This window comes from Sandarakinorhabdus glacialis (assembly GCF_014643455.1).
GTDB classification, from domain to species: domain Bacteria; phylum Pseudomonadota; class Alphaproteobacteria; order Sphingomonadales; family Sphingomonadaceae; genus Sandarakinorhabdus; species Sandarakinorhabdus glacialis.
Window position 1 is genome coordinate 75556 of sequence record NZ_BMJM01000007.1, and the last position, 16350, is coordinate 91905.

Consider the following 16350-nt stretch of genomic DNA (forward strand, 5'->3'; position numbering starts at 1 on the left):
TGAGCCGGCGGAACAGGAGAGTGACCATGGCTGAATATGAAAACCGCGACGGCCGCGTCGGCGAAACCAGGAAATCATCGGCACCGGGCTGGCTGTTGGCGATCATCATCATCGTCGCGCTGGTTATCGCCGCATTCGCATTCGGTCTGATCAATATCGACCAGACCAAGAACGCCGCACTGCCCGACGTCAAGGTCGAGACCACCGGCGGCCAAGCTCCCGCGTTCGATGTCGACACCGCCGACGTCAACGTCGGCACCAAGGAAACCACCATCGAAGTACCGACCGTCAGCGTCGACAAGGCTAAAGACGCCAAATAAGCGCGTTTCGGACTCGCTAGATCGCACCGCCTCGCCTAACCGCGGGGCGGTGTCCCCGTTTCCGCCTTCAATCGCCATGGCGCTTGCGCTGGACGAAGCGCGTGCCGCCGGCGCGCGCGGCGAAGTGCCGATCGGCGCCGTTGTATGTGCGCCGGATGGGAAAGTGTTGGCGCAGGCCGGAAACCAGACGCTCGAACGGCGCGACCCCACCGCCCATGCCGAAATCCTCGTCATCCGCGCCGCCTGCGCAGCGCTGGGCAGCGAGCGCCTGCCGGGCTGCCGGCTCTACGTGACCCTCGAGCCCTGCCCGATGTGCGCCTCGGCAATCTCCCAGGCGCGCATCGCCGTGCTAATTTACGGCGCCAGCGACCCGAAAAGCGGCGGTGTCGAAGGCGGCCCCCGGGTATTCACCCATCCCCAAAGCCATCACGTCCCCGAAATCGTCAACGGCATCGGCGAAGTCGAAGCCGCCGCCCTGTTACGGTCGTTCTTCGCAGCAAGGCGATAGCCCCCCCAAAAAGCCCTCGTCATGCTGAACTCGTTTCAGCATCCATCTTGCCGCCAGCAGACACTTGCCAAAGATCGCTCCAACACGTCCCGCAGGCGCGCCCCCTACCCGGCACCCCGCCCCAGCCAATCGGCAATCGCCGCATTGACCGCAACCGGCGCTTCCTGCTGGACCCAATGCGAGACGCCGGGCAGCCGCACGAGCGTGAAATCGCGGACCAGCGGGCCATATCCCTCTGTCAGCGCGATATCGAGCGCCGTGTCTTCCTCGCCCCAGACCATCAATGTCGGCGTTTCGAGAAATGGCGCCGGTTCCTTGGTGATCGTCGCCGCATTGGCGCGGTAATAATTGATCATCGCCGTCAGCGCGCCGGGCTTGGAGGCATTGTCGCGGTAGTGATCGACGACTTCCGGCGGAAAGGCCGACTTGTCGACCGCCATGTCGGTAAACGCCCGTCCGATGCCGGCGGCACGGTTGGCGCCGAGCATCTTTTCGGGCAGCCACGGCAACTGGAAAAAGGCGACGTACCACGACTTGCGTTTTTGCGCGCTGCTGGTGTGCAGCACGTCGGTGAAGACCTTGGGATGCGGCACGTTCATGACGATCAGCCCATCCAATGGCCGCGTTTCCCGCAACGCAAAGATCCAGGCGATGATGGCACCCCAGTCATGCGCGATCAGCAGCCGCCGTTTTGCCCCCAAGGCGTCGAAGATCGCGGCGGTGTCGGCAACGAGGTTGTCGATGTGGTAATCGGCCTTGCGCAGCGGCCGGCTGCTGTCGCCATACCCCCGCAAATCGGGCGCCACGGCGTGCCAGCCAAGCTCTGCCAGCAACGGCAATTGATGCCGCCAGCTATACCGGCTCTCGGGAAAGCCGTGGAGGAACAGCGCGACGGAATCCCCCGAACCGCACTCGTCGATCGCAAAATCCAGCCCGTTTGCACTGATCGTCCGCGTCGTAATCAGCATCTGAAAAGCAATCACCAGAGAGAGGGGTCTGGGGCCAAGGCCCCAGCCGCCGGAGGCACTACCCCTACGCGTTGAAATTCAACCGCAGACCCGGCCGCGGCCACCGGCACTTCGCCATCTTGCCCGTCGTCGACAGGCACACCCAGGCATCCATCATGTCCGCCCCGCCAAAGGCGATATTGGTCGTCAGCAGATCCGGAAACGCAAAGAATTCCTTGGCACCGGTCACCGGATCGACCGAGGTGACCCCGGCCTCCTCGATCAGCGTCGCCTGCGCGATGTTGCCGTTGGCCTCCATCGCCAGGCTGTCGAGAAAGGTCTTGGTGCCCCAGGTCGTCACGAAGCGCCCGGGCACCGCGGCAAGCGGCGACGGGGCAACGGTGCCGGGGCCGGTGACGTCGAACTCGAGAATGACGCGCCCGGCGGTGACGGCGGCGTACAGCTTGCTGCCGTCGGGCGACAGGCCGATGCCGTTCAAATTGGGGCCATAGACGGCGCAGGTGCAGCTGCTGCCATCGGCCTTGCCATAGAACAGCCCGCCCTTGGTTTCGTGATGGGCGAAATGCTTGCCGAGATCGGTGAACCAGAAGCCGCCATGGGCATCGAAGACGATGTCGTTGGGGCCCGACAGTCCCAGCCCGTCATCGGTCTTGTCATAAAGCCGCTCCACCTTGCCGGTGGCGATGTCGATGCGCTCGATGCGGCCGGTCGTATAATCGACGGCGGCATTGCCCGGCAGCACCATGCCGTCCTGCTCATAATATTCGAAACCGCCATTGTTGCAGACATAGATCGCCCCATCGGGACCGATGGCGGCACCGTTGGGACCGCCGCCGGGCGTGGCCACGGTCGACAACGTGCCGTTTGGCGCGAGGCGGGTCAGCTTGCCGGGGCGGATCTCGACGAAGATCACCGAGCCGTCGTCCATGGCGATCGGACCTTCGGGAAAGCCCAGGCCTTCGGCGACGATACTGTGTGGATGCATGATGGTCTTCCCCAGTTTTGCGGTCATCGTGGCGGGTTGGCGCCCGGGGCGCCAGCGGGCAAAATGAAGGGGTCAGGCTGTCCTACACGCCCCGTTTCGGCTACCACGATCAGGTTCGTCTCGGCGCGCAAAGCAGGAGAACGGTCGCCAGCACAGGAATTCGGCGAAAACGGAAAATGTGGAACATGTTAATGATTGTGACAGCCGCTTAAATCCTCTTGGCTCAGCGGCGCTGGCCTGCGGTTTCGGCCCGGGTGGCGGCAAAGTCCGGGGCGTTGGTCCAGCCCGGCCAGCTGGCGCCGTTGGCAAGGGCGGCGCCGACGCGATACGCTGCCTCGGCCTCCTGCGCGGTGCCGGCAAAGCTCCAGCCGGCGTCGAATTCGTCGCTGGTCTGGTGATAGTCCGACATGTTGTAGGCCGCGACGATCGCATCACCCTTGGCAAAGCCACCAACAACCAGGTCACGCCCGGCACGGAAGGCAAGGACAGGCACGCCGCGACGGGCGAACGGATAGTGATCGGAGCGAAAATACCAGCCGGCCTCGGGATTCGGCTCGTCGTCGACGCGAAGTTTCATGGCGGCGGCGACGGTCTTCAGATCGGCCTCGAGGCTGGTCCGGCCGCCACCGACAAGCTCGAGGTTCTTGGCAGCAGGCAGGACGACATGCGGATCGAGATTGATGACAGCGGCAGTCCGGGCGAGCGGATAGCGCGGATTGGCCGCATAATAGGTCGCGCCGAGCAGGCCCTTTTCCTCGGCGGTCCAGGCAGCAAAGACAATGCTCCGCGCCGGACGCGGCCCGGCGGCAAAGACGCGCGCAACCTCGATAAGTTCGGCGGTTCCCGTCGCATTGTCGATGGCGCCGTTGCGGATGGCGTCGCCCTTACCGTCGGCCCCGTTGCGCCCGTTGGCATCCCAATGCGCGCCGTACAGGATATAGTCGTCGGCGCGCGAAGCACCGGGCAGGATGCCGACGACGTTATAGCTGGTGAACGGCGCCGCCAGCAGGCGGCCGTTGGCCGATACGCTGGCCGGCAGCGCAAAAGCCCGGAAACCGGGGTCGCGGCTGCGGGTCTTGAGCGCGGCCAGATCGAGCCCGGAATGCCTGAGAAGATCGCCGGCAACCGCCCCCGACAGCCAGCCGCTGAGACGAAACCCGGATGGCTTCAACGGCGCCGCGACCATTGCCGGAAGCGCGTCGCCGCTCCCGACCTGGTTGAACGGGTAACTCGCGGCAGCGTCCTCGTGGATGACCAGCACGCCGGCAGCCCCGGCACGGGCGGCCGCCTCGAACTTGGCGCCGACGCGGCCGGGATAGGCCATGCGGCGACCTTCGTAGCCAAGGTCGCGGCCAGCTTCGAAATCGGGGTCATTGGCGAGGACGACGGCGATCTTTCCGGCCATGTCGACGCCCTTGTAGGCGTCATGTCCCGTCACTGGATCGACGACGCCATAGCCGGCGAATGCCAGCGGCAGGCGCTCGACCGTGGTGCGACCGGGGTTGCGCAGCGCGAGGGTGACGTCCTTGCCGAGGACCAGCGGCCGGGTGGTTTCGCCCAGCGTCAGCAGCATGACGGTGCCCGGCGCACGATCGAGGCGGACGAGCGGCACCGCCTGCAGCCAGCCGCCATTGTCACCGCCAGGAGCGAGCCCGGCGGCGGCAAAGGCCTGGGCGAGGAAAGCGATGGTGCGCTCCTCGCCATCCTCGCCGGGGCCGCGTCCGCCAAAGGCGTCGGACGACAAGGTGCGGACGTCGGCCTTGATGCGATCTGCCGAAATTTCGGCAGCATGCGCCGGGGTGACGAGGAGAAGAACGGCGAGAAGGATGATACGCATTGCGGCATCTGGCAGGCGAATGCCGCAAAGGGCAATGCCTGATTGCACTTGACTTTGCGTTAGCAGATGTTCTTGTAACGTTCTGGGGAGATTGTCTTGATCGAAGCGATGATTGCGGGCGTGTTGGCGGCGGCCGCGGCGCTGCTGCTCGGTTGGGCGCTATGGGCTCGGCCGCTGAGCGATGTCCGCCGCGAGCGCGATGCGGCGCGTACGGACGCCGTCGAAGCAACGGCCGAAGCAGCGCGGCAGCGCGAGGAACGTGGTCGCGCTGCGGTCGAGGTCAAGATGCTCGGCGAGCGCAATGCCGAACTGCGCGACGCCGAAGTCGAGCGCGAGGCGCTGGCGGGCGAACTGCGCGCGCTGAAGGCGGCGCAGGACGAACGCGAGCGCGGCCACGCCGCCGAAGTGGCGCGGACGACGGAAACATTCACCGCACTGGCGGGCAAGGCGCTGGAGGGCGCGCAAGCACAGTTTCTTGAACGCGCCGAAGCGCGGTTCGCCGAACAGCAGACCAAGTCCGAAACCGGATTGAAGGCGCTGCTGCAGCCGGTTTCGGAAACACTCACCCGCTACGAAGGCGAACTCAAGAAGGTCGAGGCAGCGCGCACCGAGGCCTATGGCGGGTTGAAGGAGCAACTGGCGGCAGTTGCGGTGGGCCAATTACAGGTCAGCAGCGAGGCAGCGAAGCTGGTTTCGGCACTGCGATCGAGCAGCAAGACGTCGGGAAGCTGGGGCGAGCAGCAGTTGCTCAACACGCTCGAGATGGCGGGACTTCGCGCCGGTATCGATTTCACGCTGCAGACCCATGTCGTCAGCGAAGCCGGCAGCCGGCGCCCCGACGCGATCATCAATCTGCCCGGCGGACGCCAGCTGATCATCGATTCGAAATGCTCGCTCAAGGACTATCTCGACGCCGGCGAGGCCACGACCGACGCCGATCGCATGGCGGCGTTCAAGCGCCACGCCGGATCGGTACGCCAGCACGCCCGCGGCCTCAGCGACAAGGCCTATTGGAACGAGTTCGGCGCCGCTGCGGATTTTGTCGTGATGTTCATTCCGGGGGAAAATTTCCTGTCGGCGGCGATGGAGCATGACCTGCCGCTGCTTGGCTGGGCGTTCGAGCAGCGCATCCTGCTCGCTGGCCCGATCAACCTGCTCGCCATCGCCAAGACCGTGGCACTGGTGTGGCGGCAGGAAAAACTCGCCGATGAAGCGCGCGAGATCGGCAAGCTGGGCGCCGACATGTATTCCGCGATCGCAACCATGGCCGACCATGTCTCCGGCGTGGGGCGCAACCTGTCGCAGGCCGTCGGCAGCTACAACGCCTTTGTCGGCTCGCTCGAAGGCAATGTCCTGCCCAAGGCGCGGCGCTTTACCGAAATGGGCATTGAAAAGGGCAAGAAGCCGGTCGCCGTCATAGGCGTCGTCGATGCGGCCGTGCGAGCGGTGGCGGCGCGGGAATTGTTGCCGGCGCCTGGCACCGTGCAATTGGCGGGCGCGGAGAGGGATGCTGCGGAATAGCGTTCAGTCGACGACGCCGAGGACGATCATGATCACGGCGTATATGCCGAGCGTGATAACCGAGGCGAAGGCAAGAGCGATGGTGCGCCAGCCGGCGCCGAACCTGCCAAGCGCATAGGCGCCCTTGAGCTGGACGTACATATGGGCGACGGGAATGGCGAAGACGAGCAGGAACCAGAACAGGCCGAAGCCAATGCCGGCGGCAAGCGCGAGACTGCCGACAACAAAAAGCAGTGACATGAAGCTGATCGAATAGAGCGCGAAAATGGCATGATCGTACAGGCGGACGTCGCGTTTCCAGGCGAACATCAGCCACAGCCATGGCAGCGACAGTGGCACGAGCAGGAAGCTGAGTTTATAGGCCTTGCCCTGGATCTTGTAGAGCACGAGCTCGGGATTCTTGAGCGCGTGGCGGGCCTTCTGGTTGATGGTCTCGTTGCCCAGATTGACCTTGAGATCGCTGGTAGCGAACTCACGACTGATCTCGGCGGGGATGTCGAAGGCACCGGGTGCCACGCCCTGCCTTACAGCGTCGCGGGTCTTGATCAGACCGCTGCGAATGCCGGTGATGGTGGCGATCCTGTTGCGGTCGTTGTTCTTCCTGGCGGCGAGCAGATCGCGATCGATATCGGCAATCGAGCAATCGAGCTCGATGATCTGGGCCTTGGTCTGAGCGGGGGTAAGCGCGGTCGGCAGCGGCATGACGAGGACGAACGAGAACACGAAGAACATCAGGAAGACGACCAGCAAGAACAACGGCACCGGGGCGATGTAGCGGGCGCGGTGGCCCATGATATATTCACGCGTCAGGCGGCCAGGGTGAAGCAACAGCATCGGAAAGGTCTTCCACGCTTTGCCGTAGAAATGGGTAATGCCATGGACGAATTCATGGCCGACGTCGGCAGGGCTGCGATGAAGATGCGCCTTCTGCCCGCAATTGCCGCAGAAATTGCCGGGCAATGGTGCACCGCAATTGGCGCAGACAGCGGTAGGGCTTGCGCCGCCAGCAGCAGGCGTGTCGATAACGTCGGCGAGCAGGGCGGCATTGGCATGGTCTGCCGCGGCTTCGATCTCCCCCGCCATCGCCGTGCTCCCCCTGGTGCGCTTCCTAGGTGCCGCGAACCATGTGTGTTGGCAAGCGACTGTGGACTGTTTGGCGATAGGAATTGCCGGGGCGTGGCCGCGGCTTTAGGGTGGGACATTAGGAGAATTCGACGATGGCAGGCGTGAACAAGGTTATTCTGGTCGGACGGCTGGGCAAGGACCCGGAATCGAAGAGTTTTGCCAACGGCGGCTCGGTCGTGCGGTTCTCGGTGGCGACCTCGGAAACCTGGCGCGACAAGCAGTCGGGTGAGCGCAAGGAAAAGACCGAATGGCACAATGTCGCGATTTTCAACGAAAATCTCGGCAAGATCGCCAGCCAGTATCTCCGCAAGGGCAGCCAGGTCTATCTCGAGGGCGCGCTGGAAACCCGCAAATGGCAGGACCAGCAGGGCGTCGAGAAATATACGACGGAAGTCGTACTGAAGGCCTTCCGCGGCGAACTGACGTTGCTCGACAGCCGGGACAGCGGCGCCGGTGCCGGCGGCGGACGCGATAGCGGCGGCGGTTATGGCGGCGGCGGGGATGAATACGGCGCACCAGCCAGCAGCGGCAATTTCGGCAGTGCGCGCAAGCCGGCACCTGCGTTCGACGACGATCTGAACGACGACGTCCCGTTTTGAACGAACGGCCGTTCATTTATCACGTAATTTGAACCTACTGGTTCAAGATAGGATCGGGTCGCCACACTGTCGAAAAGTCAGCGACCCGATATACGAGGCAAGCGCCTTACCCGTCGCACCCACTTCCAAAAGGGGCTGCACCATCGCTGCTGCCGGCTTCCACAACCGGTAGCAGCGATGTTTCTGCAAATATTCTGAAGCTTGAGCACGGTCAAGCGCGTGTGATTTAGCCCCACCCGCTGTTCGTCAGGCGTCAACAGCGGTCAGTACGGCAGTGCCGGTGGCTCGGCGCAAAGTGAAGATGCCGGAATCTGCATGACGCGTCGGGTGAACGCGGTTGGTCAGCAGGGTCCAGGCGACGCCGCGGTCGAAATCGATCCACAATCCCGTCCCGGTAAAGCCTGTATGGCCGATCGTTTCGGGCGAGCAGGTGTCGCCACCGGGCCAGCCCGTGTGGAACTTGTCCCAACCGCAGGTGCGGTGACCGGCGACGCGGGTACGGATCGCGGCCAGCATGGCGGGGGATGCACCGCTGCCGTCCAATAGCCCCTGCGCAAAATCGAGGACACCGGCGACGGTGCCGAACAACCCCGCATGACCGGTGCGGCCGCCGAGCGCGAAGCTGTTTTCGTCATGGACTTCGCCCTTCAGGACGCGGCCACGCCAGCTGCAGCGTTCGGTGGCGACGGCGGGACCGGGGGGCGGGCCCCAGCTCAGGCCCGCACCCAGCGGAAGCGCATCGAGCGATCCGCCGGTCAGGCGTTCGATGGCGATGCCGAGCAGCAGGAAGTTGATGTCGGAGTAGACCGGCGGGCCTTGGCGCCATTCGCGTTGCAGGATGAAGGCGCGCAGGCGGTCGGGGTCGTCGCCATAGGTGTAGATCGGCTCGACGGCAGGCAGATGGGTGTTGTGGGCGAGGCAATCGCGGAAGGTCAGCCGGCGTTCCGGCGCGTTGGCGATGTCGTACTGGCGCAAGTCGGGGATTGCGTCGGTGAGCGGGCGGTCGAGATCAAGGACGCCTTGATCGGCGAGGCGCAGGATCATCGTCGTGGTGGCGACGACCTTGCTCACCGAGGCAAGGTCGAACCAGTGATCGAGGGTGAGAAGCTCGGGGACAGGGACTGTCTGAGCGAAGCCGGCGAAGTGGATGCCGCGCTGACCTTCTTTGGTGACGATGCCAAGGGTCGCGCCGGGTATGCGACCGGACATTACGGCGTCATTGGCGGGCGCAAAAGCTGCGATATCGTCGATCATTCGGGGCTATCCGGCGCGCGAGGGTGAAGCCGGGCAAGTGCGGGGAGGAACAGCAAGGCGGCGAGGCTGAGGACCCCTGAAAGCAGGAAAAACTTGTCATAGCCGATGCCGATTACGATGGCACCGCCCGCGCCCGACAACAGCCGCGGCAGCATGAAGGCCCAGCCCGACAGAAAAGCATATTGGGCGCCCGGAAAGCGCGGGTTCACCAGCATCGAGAGGTAAACGACGAAGATCGCGCCGGCCATGCCGTTGCCGAATTGATCGGCACCGGTCGCGATATAGAGCAACGTCTCGTCGATGGGTTGCGCCGCGAGCCAGACGAAGCCGAAATTGCCGATGGCGGCGAAAATCGCGCCGAGCGCCAGCGTATGCGGCAGCGGCCAGCGCATGACGAGGAAACCGCCGATGCCGACGCCGGCCATGCTGGCGCCGAGCGCGACGAAGCTGTCGGCGCGGCCGATGGCGCTGAGGCTGTAGCCGAGATCGCGGATCATCGGCTTCGACAGGTTGAGCGCCAGCACGTCGCCCATGCGGTACAGCGACACGAACGCCATCAACACGATGGCGCCGAAGCCGTAGCGCCAGAAAAAATCGACATACGGCCCGATGGCCGCAGAACTGCGCAAGCGGGACTGAGGCGTCGCACGGCGGATGCGGGGCAGTGCCAGCGCCATGGCAAGGAAGGGCAGCATCGCGATGCCGAGCACCCAAGGGGTGACGTTGGCATCGGCGTCGAAGCCGATGCCGGCAGCGGCTGCGAGGACGAGCCAGCCGATCGCGGCGACGGCGACGAGCATGACGACAAGGATCGCGGCGCTGGCGGCGAGGCCGGTGAATAGCGCGCTGGTGCGGCCAGCGGTATTGCGCGCGTCGGGCGCCGTGGCGACGAGCAGCGGAAAGGCGAGGAAGGCAATCGCGGCGATGACGAGATAGGCCGCCATCCAGCCGGCGCTGTCGGCGATGAGAAGCGCCCCGCTGCCGGCGGCAACCATCGCCGAGCGATAGCCCCAGAGGTTAGCGGCGACGATAGGCCCCTGCTGGTCTTGGGTCGGGGCGAGTTCGATGCGCCAGGCGTCGGCGGCGATTTCGAGGGTCGTCGTCCAGAAGGCGAGCAGGATGGCGAACAGCGCCGTCAGCGCCAGGTCGTTGTCGGCGGCGGTGACCGCCATGGCGACCATCGCGGTGAAAATGCCTAGCTGCGAGAGCAGGATCCAGCCACGGCGCTTGCCCCAGAAGCGCGCAAAGCCGGGGACATCGAAACGATCGAGCAGCGGTGCCCAAAGGAATTTGAAGGTCGGCAGCAATTGCACCCAGGCGAAAAAACCGATGACCGCGAGCGCGGTGCCGTGCGCCTGAAGGCGAAGCGCGAGCACCACCGAGAACATGTAGAACGGCAAGCCCGCGGAAAAACCGAGCAAGCCAAAGAGCAACATGCGGCGGCGGTTACCGGGCAAGGCGGTGCTCAGGGTTGCGTCGCTTGCAAAGGCAGGATCAATCGTGGCCATCGATACTCCTGCACCCGGCCCGGCGCGCCGCAGATCGGCGCGAACCGGGCTCAACGAACTTAACGGGTCTGCACGCGGATACCGACGCGGAAAGCGCGGCCGAGCAGGTCCGAATAGGTGCTGTTGGCGGCGAGCCCGGTTTCGGGAAGCAGCAGCGGTTCGCGGTCGAAGAGGTTGGTGATGTTGAGGAAGAACTGGGCTTCAGCGCCGGCCAAGTCGACCTTCTGGGTCAGGTTGAGATCGGCGTAGAAGACGCCCGACACACTGTTGTCGTCGTAGGTGAAGAAATTGGGATTGTTGGCGGGGCAAGCGGTCGTGCACTCGATGCCGTTGGCGACATATTTGCCCGCGTTAACGCCGCGGCCGACCGCAGTGATCGAGAAGCTGGGGGTCTCGTAGCTGGCGCTGACGCGGAAGATCCAATCCGGCGTGCTGGTTTGACCGCCGTTGACGCCGGCCGAATCGAGCACGATCGTGCCGGGAACGCCGCTGTCGTAGAGGTTTTCGATGTAGCGCGTGGCGAGACCGCGCAGGGTGAAGCTGGCCTGCGACGTGGCGAAAATCCGATCGAGCGGCAAACGATAGCTGGCATCGATGTCGACGCCGCGGACGAGCTGGTTGGCAGCGTTGAACGGCTGGCTGCGGATGAGCAGATAAGGCTGGCCGGGCACCGAGCGAATCGGATCATTGCTGATCGCGTCGCAGAACGCCTGCTGGCTTTGCAGATAGCAAAGGTCGGCGATCTGCTGCGCGCTGAAGGTGCTGATCGCCTCCCCGAGATCGATGCGGAAATAATCGACCGAGAGATTGAACCCGGGCAGGAAACTGGGGGAGAGCACGACTCCGGCATTCCAGGAATCGGCCTTTTCGGGGCTCAGATCGGGGTTTCCGGTGACGAAGCCCGAATAGGCATAGTTTGCCGGGCCATTGGCACCGTCCGGCGTGAAGATCGGATTTCGGATCGAATCGCTGTTCGCCGAACCGCCCTGGAACAGGTCGTTGAGGTTGGGCGCGCGGATGTCACGCGAGCGGGTAACGCGCAGCCGGATGTCGTCGATCACCTGCCAGGTGGCGCCGGCCTTCCAAGTCGTGACATAGCCCGCGGTCGAATAGTCGGTGGCGCGGACGGCGCCGTTGAATTCGATCCCGGCGCCAAGCGGCACGACGGTTTCGAGATAGGCTTCCTTGACGTTGTAGCTGCCGTTGGTCGGCAGATAATTGCCGACCGACCAGGCATTGCTGGTGGTCGGACGGCCGGAGGCATCGACCGTCGGGGTCGGCTGGAACTCGGCCGGCACGAAGCCGCGGATCTTTTCCTCGCGATATTCGGCGCCGACGGCGATGCTGACGTCGCCGGCCCAGGTGGCGAAAGGCGTTACCGAGAGGTTGGCCGCAGCGTTATATTGCTCGACCACCTCGTCGCGGTAAGGATTGCCGAGCGCATAGCCCGCAACAGCGGGATTGGCGACACCGATACCAAGGCGATTGAGCGGAACGCAGGCGGGATCGTTGTTGGTGGTGATGGCATCGACGTTGATCAGGCACTGGATCGAACCCGGGGCATAGCCGGCAGCGTTGCCGGCGGGGGCGAAGACCGCTGCCGTGGCATTGGCGATGCGCGCGTTGTTCATGACGTTGCGGAGCTGTTCGCGGAGGTCGGCGCGGCCGTATTGCGCGTAGACATTCCACGTTGCGCGCTTGCCGAACATCTCGGTATCGCCATCGGCGCCAAGGGCATAACGCTGCACCTCGCGCTTGTTGTCGACGCCGCGGAATGGCAGGTCGGCGGCGGTGGTGGCGACGGTCACGCCGGTGATGCCGGCAAGGCGTGCCGGCCCGAGGGTGTTATACAGGAAGGCGTTGCAGGTCAGCGGTGCGGCGGCAGCGGTCGCCGCAGTGCCGCAGCCGGTCGCATTCAGGTTGATGCCGGTCGACAAGTTCGGCCCGGCGTTGAAGAAAACTTCCTGCTTGTTGTACGCGCCCTCGGCGAAGAGCTTGATGCCGTCGGCGACTTCGTAGCTGACGCGGCCGAAGACACCCCGGCGGTCGTCCTCGGGATCGAGGCCGATGCGGCGACCCGAATCATTGACCCGCCAGTCGCCACCCTGCGTCAGCGTGGGGGCGGCAGCGCCGGCCGGCGACGGAAAGGTCAGCGCGCCGTACTGAAACTGGTTGATGGCGCCGGCGTTGGTGAAATAGAGCCCGCGCAGCCGGTTGGCGACGCCGCCGGCCGAACCGGTGACAAGGCCGCCGGGTGTCGAGTTCGCAGCGCCGACCTGGCGGCGGATCAGGTAGCGCGGCGTCGTGCTGGCAGTGGTCCAGGCGGGGTCCTGGATGCGGACATAGCCGGTGGCGTTCCAGTCGCGGTCGACCTGGAAGATACCGTCGCGGTGGGCAAGCTCGGCGCTAAGCAGGATATGGCCGCGGCCACCGGCAAAGGCCGCACCGCCCGCCACGCCGAAGGCATAGTTATAGCCGTCGCCCTGCCCGGTAACGCCGTTTTCGGCGCTCAGCTTGAGGCCTTCATATCCCTTGTCGAGGACGAAGTTGACGACGCCGGCGACAGCGTCCGAGCCATAGGCAGCCGACGCGCCGCCGGTGACAACCTCGACGCTTTTGACGAGCGACTGCGGGATGGTGTTGACGTCGACGAGGCCGGTGACGGTCGAGCCGACCGAGCGGCGGCCGTCGAGCAGGACGAGCGTGCGCTCGGCGCCGAGGTTGCGCAAATTGAGCGCGTTGATGCCGGCCTGCCCGCTCGAGAGGTTGAGGCGCGAGTTGGCGGGGCGGGTCGAACCGGCGAGCGAGGGCAGCTGGTTGACGAAATCGGCGATGTTGTTGCTCGGCGAGGTGTTCTGGATATCCTCCAGCGTTAGCGCGGTGAGCGGTGTCGGCGCCTGGAAGCCGTCGCGAACGATGCGCGTCCCAGTGACGACGATATCCTCGACGCGGGTGGCTTCGGGCTCGGCGGCGGGCGCAGTCTGGGCGGCGGCGTGGCTGGGCAGCAGGCTGGCAAGCGCAAGCGCAGCGAGACTCGATTGCGCGGCACGCGCGAGACTGGATTTTGCGGCATGACTGCGCCGGAAGTTGTTGGTCACGAGCATCGAAGTCCCCCTTTGATCATTATGCACTGCACGCCCCGAACTTTGGCCCCGGTGGCGGCTTCGTCTTGCGTTTGTAATCCCCGTGTCATGGTGCCGGTGGGGAACGAACCGCGTCAAGCGGCGGCGCGGCGATTTCTGCGAAGTGTGGCGCGTTTGGCGCGGGGCAGCGCGAGGGAGTGCGGGATTGCGCGCCCTGCCCTGCCCGCATAGGTTGGCACGTGCCGATGAAAGCCCGGGGAAACTGCATGAAGCTGAACCGGCGGGCTTTTTTGGCGGGAACGGCGATTGTCGGGCTGGTGCCGGGGGTGGCGATCGCAGCGGTGACCCGCCGGGTAACGGGGGCGTCGGGACCGATCGAGATTATCGACGATATATGGGGCGTTCCGCATATCCGTGCCGGCAGCAAGGCCGATGCCTTTTTCGGGCAGGGATACGCCGCGGCGCGCGACCGGTTGTTCCAGCTCGATCTCGGGCATCGGCGGATTATGGGGCGGCTGGCGGAAGCATTCGGGACGGATTTCGTCGACAACGACCATGCCGAGCGGCTGTTTCACTACCGCGGCGACCTCGCCGCCGAGTTGGCGGTGGTGCCCGCCGAGGTGCTGGCGTGCGCGCGGGGTTATATCGCCGGCGTCAATGCGCGGATCGACGAGGTCATGGCGGATCCGGCGCTTTTGCCGGCAGAATATGCAATCCTGGGTGCGGTGCCGCTGCGCTGGGACCTGCGCGACCTGGTCACGGCGCGCGGCGCGGCGCTGGGCAATGCCGACGACGAGATCCGGCGCGCGCAGCTGGCGGCGATGGGGATGCTCGAGCTTGATACGCTGGTGGCGCCGCTGCGGCCGGCGTGGCGGTTGAAGATGCCGGCCGGGCTGGATGTGAAGGCGATTTCGGAGCGTGATCTGGGCGTGCTGGCGCGAACGGAGGGGTCCTTGCCGTTCGGGAATACGCCGTCGCCGGTCCGCGAGCCGGCGGACGTGCGCGATCCGGCGGGGGCGCGGATCGAGCAGCAGAATGCGGGATCGAATGCCTGGACGATCGCCCCGCAGCGAAGTGCGACGGGGCGGGCGATACTGGCGAATGACCCGCACCTGGGCATCGGCGGCTTCGCCCCGCGGCACGTCGCGCACCTGACCGCGCCGGGGCTTGATGTGATCGGCGGCGGCTCGCCGGGATTGCCGGGGATCATGCAGGGGCACACCGATCGCTTTGCCTTCGGGCGGACCAATTCGCACAACGACCAGACCGACCTGTTCGTGCTCGCGCTCGATCCGGCGGACCCTGAAAGGTATCGGCACGATGGCGGCTGGAAGCGCTTCGAGACGATCTGGGAAGAGATCGCGGTGAAGGGCGCGGCGCCGCGCAAGGTCAGGATGCGGTTTGCCGTGCAGGGGCCGGTGCTGCTCCATGATGCCGCTTCCGGACGGGCGACAGTGCTGGCCAGCGTGACGATGATGCCCGGGGCGATGGGCGGATTTGCGATGATCGCGATCAACCTGGCGCGAGACTGGGCGGGACTACGCGAGGCGTTCAAGCTGCATCCGTCGCCGACGAATTTTCACTACGCCGATGTCGATGGCAACCATGGCTGGCAGGTGATCGGGATGGCGCCGATCCGGGGCGGCGGGCACGACGGGCTGTTGCCGGTGCCGGGAGACGGGCGGTTCGACTGGAAAGGCCGGTTCGGCGCGGAGAAACTGCCGCGCGAATATAATCCGGCGAAGGGGTGGTTTGCGACCGCTAACGAGGACAATCTGCCCAAGGATTATCCGGTACCGTTGGCATTCTCGTTTCGCGAGCCGTATCGGTATGAGCGCATTGTCGGCGTGCTCGAGAAGCAGCCGCGGCATCGGCTGGCGGACAGCGCAGCGTTGCAGCAGGACCTGTGGTCGACACCGGCGCGTGAGCTGGCGGCGTTGATCCCGAAGGACGTCAGTGCAGCGGCGCGGCCGGCGGCGGATATGTTGCGCGGCTTCGACGGCGAATTGCGCGCCGATAGCGGGCCGGCAGCGCTGCTTCGGATATTGTGGGCGGACCTTGGCAAGCGGGTGCTCGACGCGATCGTCCCGCCGGCGGCGCGGGCGCTGGTGCCGTCGATCGCGGCGGGGGAATTGATCCGGCTGATGCGCGATCCGGATGCGCGGTTTGGGGCGGAGCCGGCGGCAGCGCGCGATCGGATCTTCGATGCAGCATTGGTTGCGGCGTGGGCGGAGGCGACGCGCTTGATGGGGGCGGACCCGGCGAAATGGCGCTGGGGGGCGATCCACAATGTGCGGATTGCACATCCATTGTCGCGGATACCGGCGATCGCGGCGGCCTTTCCGGTTCTGGAAGGTGGGCAGTCGGGGGGCGACAATTTTACCGTCAACGCGCGCTGGGTCGGCGGTCGAGGTTATCGGGTGGGCGGCGGCGCGAGCTATCTGCAAGTTATCGATGTCGGCGGCTGGGACAACAGCCTGTACCTCAACCTGCCGGGTCAGTCGGCCGACCCGGCGTCGCCGCACTACCGCGATCAATATGCGCCATGGGTTGCCGGGGCGATGCAGAAAATGCCGTTTAGCCGGGCAGCGGTCGATGCGGCGGCGCGGAACCGGACGCTGCTGGTGCCGAAGGGCTAGGGG

The 16350-nt window shown here is 65.3% G+C and carries 12 protein-coding genes; 5 read left to right on the plus strand and 7 right to left on the minus strand.

The window, feature by feature from the left end:
* The first annotated feature begins 26 nt into the window (after nucleotides 1–26).
* Together IEW98_RS10950 and IEW98_RS10955 are read left to right on the plus strand one after the other, a co-directional pair.
* On the plus strand, nucleotides 27–320 hold the full coding sequence (locus IEW98_RS10950; RefSeq protein WP_188762998.1) for a hypothetical protein: 294 nt from the start codon (nucleotides 27–29) through the stop codon (nucleotides 318–320).
* A 76-nt stretch (nucleotides 321–396) separates the two neighbouring features.
* Nucleotides 397–828, plus strand: coding sequence for a nucleoside deaminase (locus tag IEW98_RS10955; protein WP_188762999.1), 432 nt, complete (start codon nucleotides 397–399; stop codon nucleotides 826–828).
* Between the two features lie 104 nt (nucleotides 829–932).
* On the opposite strand, the gene IEW98_RS10960 is transcribed toward IEW98_RS10955, so the two are convergent.
* From IEW98_RS10960 to IEW98_RS10970, 3 genes are all read right to left on the minus strand, one after another.
* Nucleotides 933–1796 (minus strand): alpha/beta fold hydrolase, encoded by an 864-nt coding sequence (locus IEW98_RS10960; protein ID WP_188763000.1) that lies wholly within the window; start codon nucleotides 1794–1796, stop codon nucleotides 933–935.
* Nucleotides 1797–1860: 64 nt separating this feature from the next.
* A complete protein-coding gene (locus tag IEW98_RS10965) occupies nucleotides 1861–2808 on the minus strand; it encodes an SMP-30/gluconolactonase/LRE family protein (protein WP_243450702.1) in 948 nt (315 codons plus the stop codon).
* Between the two features lie 196 nt (nucleotides 2809–3004).
* A complete protein-coding gene (locus tag IEW98_RS10970) occupies nucleotides 3005–4618 on the minus strand; it encodes a M28 family peptidase (RefSeq protein WP_188763001.1) in 1614 nt (537 codons plus the stop codon).
* A gap of 96 nt (nucleotides 4619–4714) precedes the next feature.
* Between IEW98_RS10970 and IEW98_RS10975 the strand changes: the two genes are divergently transcribed.
* The gene (locus tag IEW98_RS10975) at nucleotides 4715–6139 is read left to right on the plus strand and encodes a DNA recombination protein RmuC (RefSeq protein ID WP_188763002.1); all 1425 of its coding nucleotides are present in this window, start codon (nucleotides 4715–4717) and stop codon (nucleotides 6137–6139) included.
* A gap of 3 nt (nucleotides 6140–6142) precedes the next feature.
* On the opposite strand, the gene IEW98_RS10980 is transcribed toward IEW98_RS10975, so the two are convergent.
* Nucleotides 6143–7222: a DUF3667 domain-containing protein gene (locus IEW98_RS10980; protein WP_188763003.1), complete on the minus strand. Its 1080-nt coding sequence runs from the start codon at nucleotides 7220–7222 to the stop codon at nucleotides 6143–6145.
* Between the two features lie 134 nt (nucleotides 7223–7356).
* Between IEW98_RS10980 and ssb the strand changes: the two genes are divergently transcribed.
* Nucleotides 7357–7863, plus strand: a complete 507-nt coding sequence (gene ssb / locus IEW98_RS10985) for a single-stranded DNA-binding protein (RefSeq protein WP_188763004.1) — start codon at nucleotides 7357–7359, stop codon at nucleotides 7861–7863.
* A 246-nt stretch (nucleotides 7864–8109) separates the two neighbouring features.
* On the opposite strand, the gene IEW98_RS10990 is transcribed toward ssb, so the two are convergent.
* From IEW98_RS10990 to IEW98_RS11000, 3 genes are read right to left on the minus strand one after another with little or no spacing between them, the layout of a single operon-like run.
* Nucleotides 8110–9117: a serine hydrolase domain-containing protein gene (locus IEW98_RS10990; RefSeq protein ID WP_188763005.1), complete on the minus strand. Its 1008-nt coding sequence runs from the start codon at nucleotides 9115–9117 to the stop codon at nucleotides 8110–8112.
* Nucleotides 9114–10625, minus strand: coding sequence for a permease (locus IEW98_RS10995; RefSeq protein ID WP_243450703.1), 1512 nt, complete (start codon nucleotides 10623–10625; stop codon nucleotides 9114–9116). Before IEW98_RS10995 ends, IEW98_RS10990 begins: the two co-directional genes overlap by 4 nt.
* Before the next feature lie 59 nt (nucleotides 10626–10684).
* On the minus strand, nucleotides 10685–13729 hold the full coding sequence (locus IEW98_RS11000) for a TonB-dependent receptor plug domain-containing protein (RefSeq protein ID WP_188763006.1): 3045 nt from the start codon (nucleotides 13727–13729) through the stop codon (nucleotides 10685–10687).
* Nucleotides 13730–13974: 245 nt separating this feature from the next.
* On the opposite strand from IEW98_RS11000, the gene IEW98_RS11005 reads away from it, so the two are divergent.
* A complete protein-coding gene (locus IEW98_RS11005) occupies nucleotides 13975–16347 on the plus strand; it encodes a penicillin acylase family protein (protein ID WP_188763007.1) in 2373 nt (790 codons plus the stop codon).
* The last annotated feature ends 3 nt before the right edge of the window (nucleotides 16348–16350 follow it).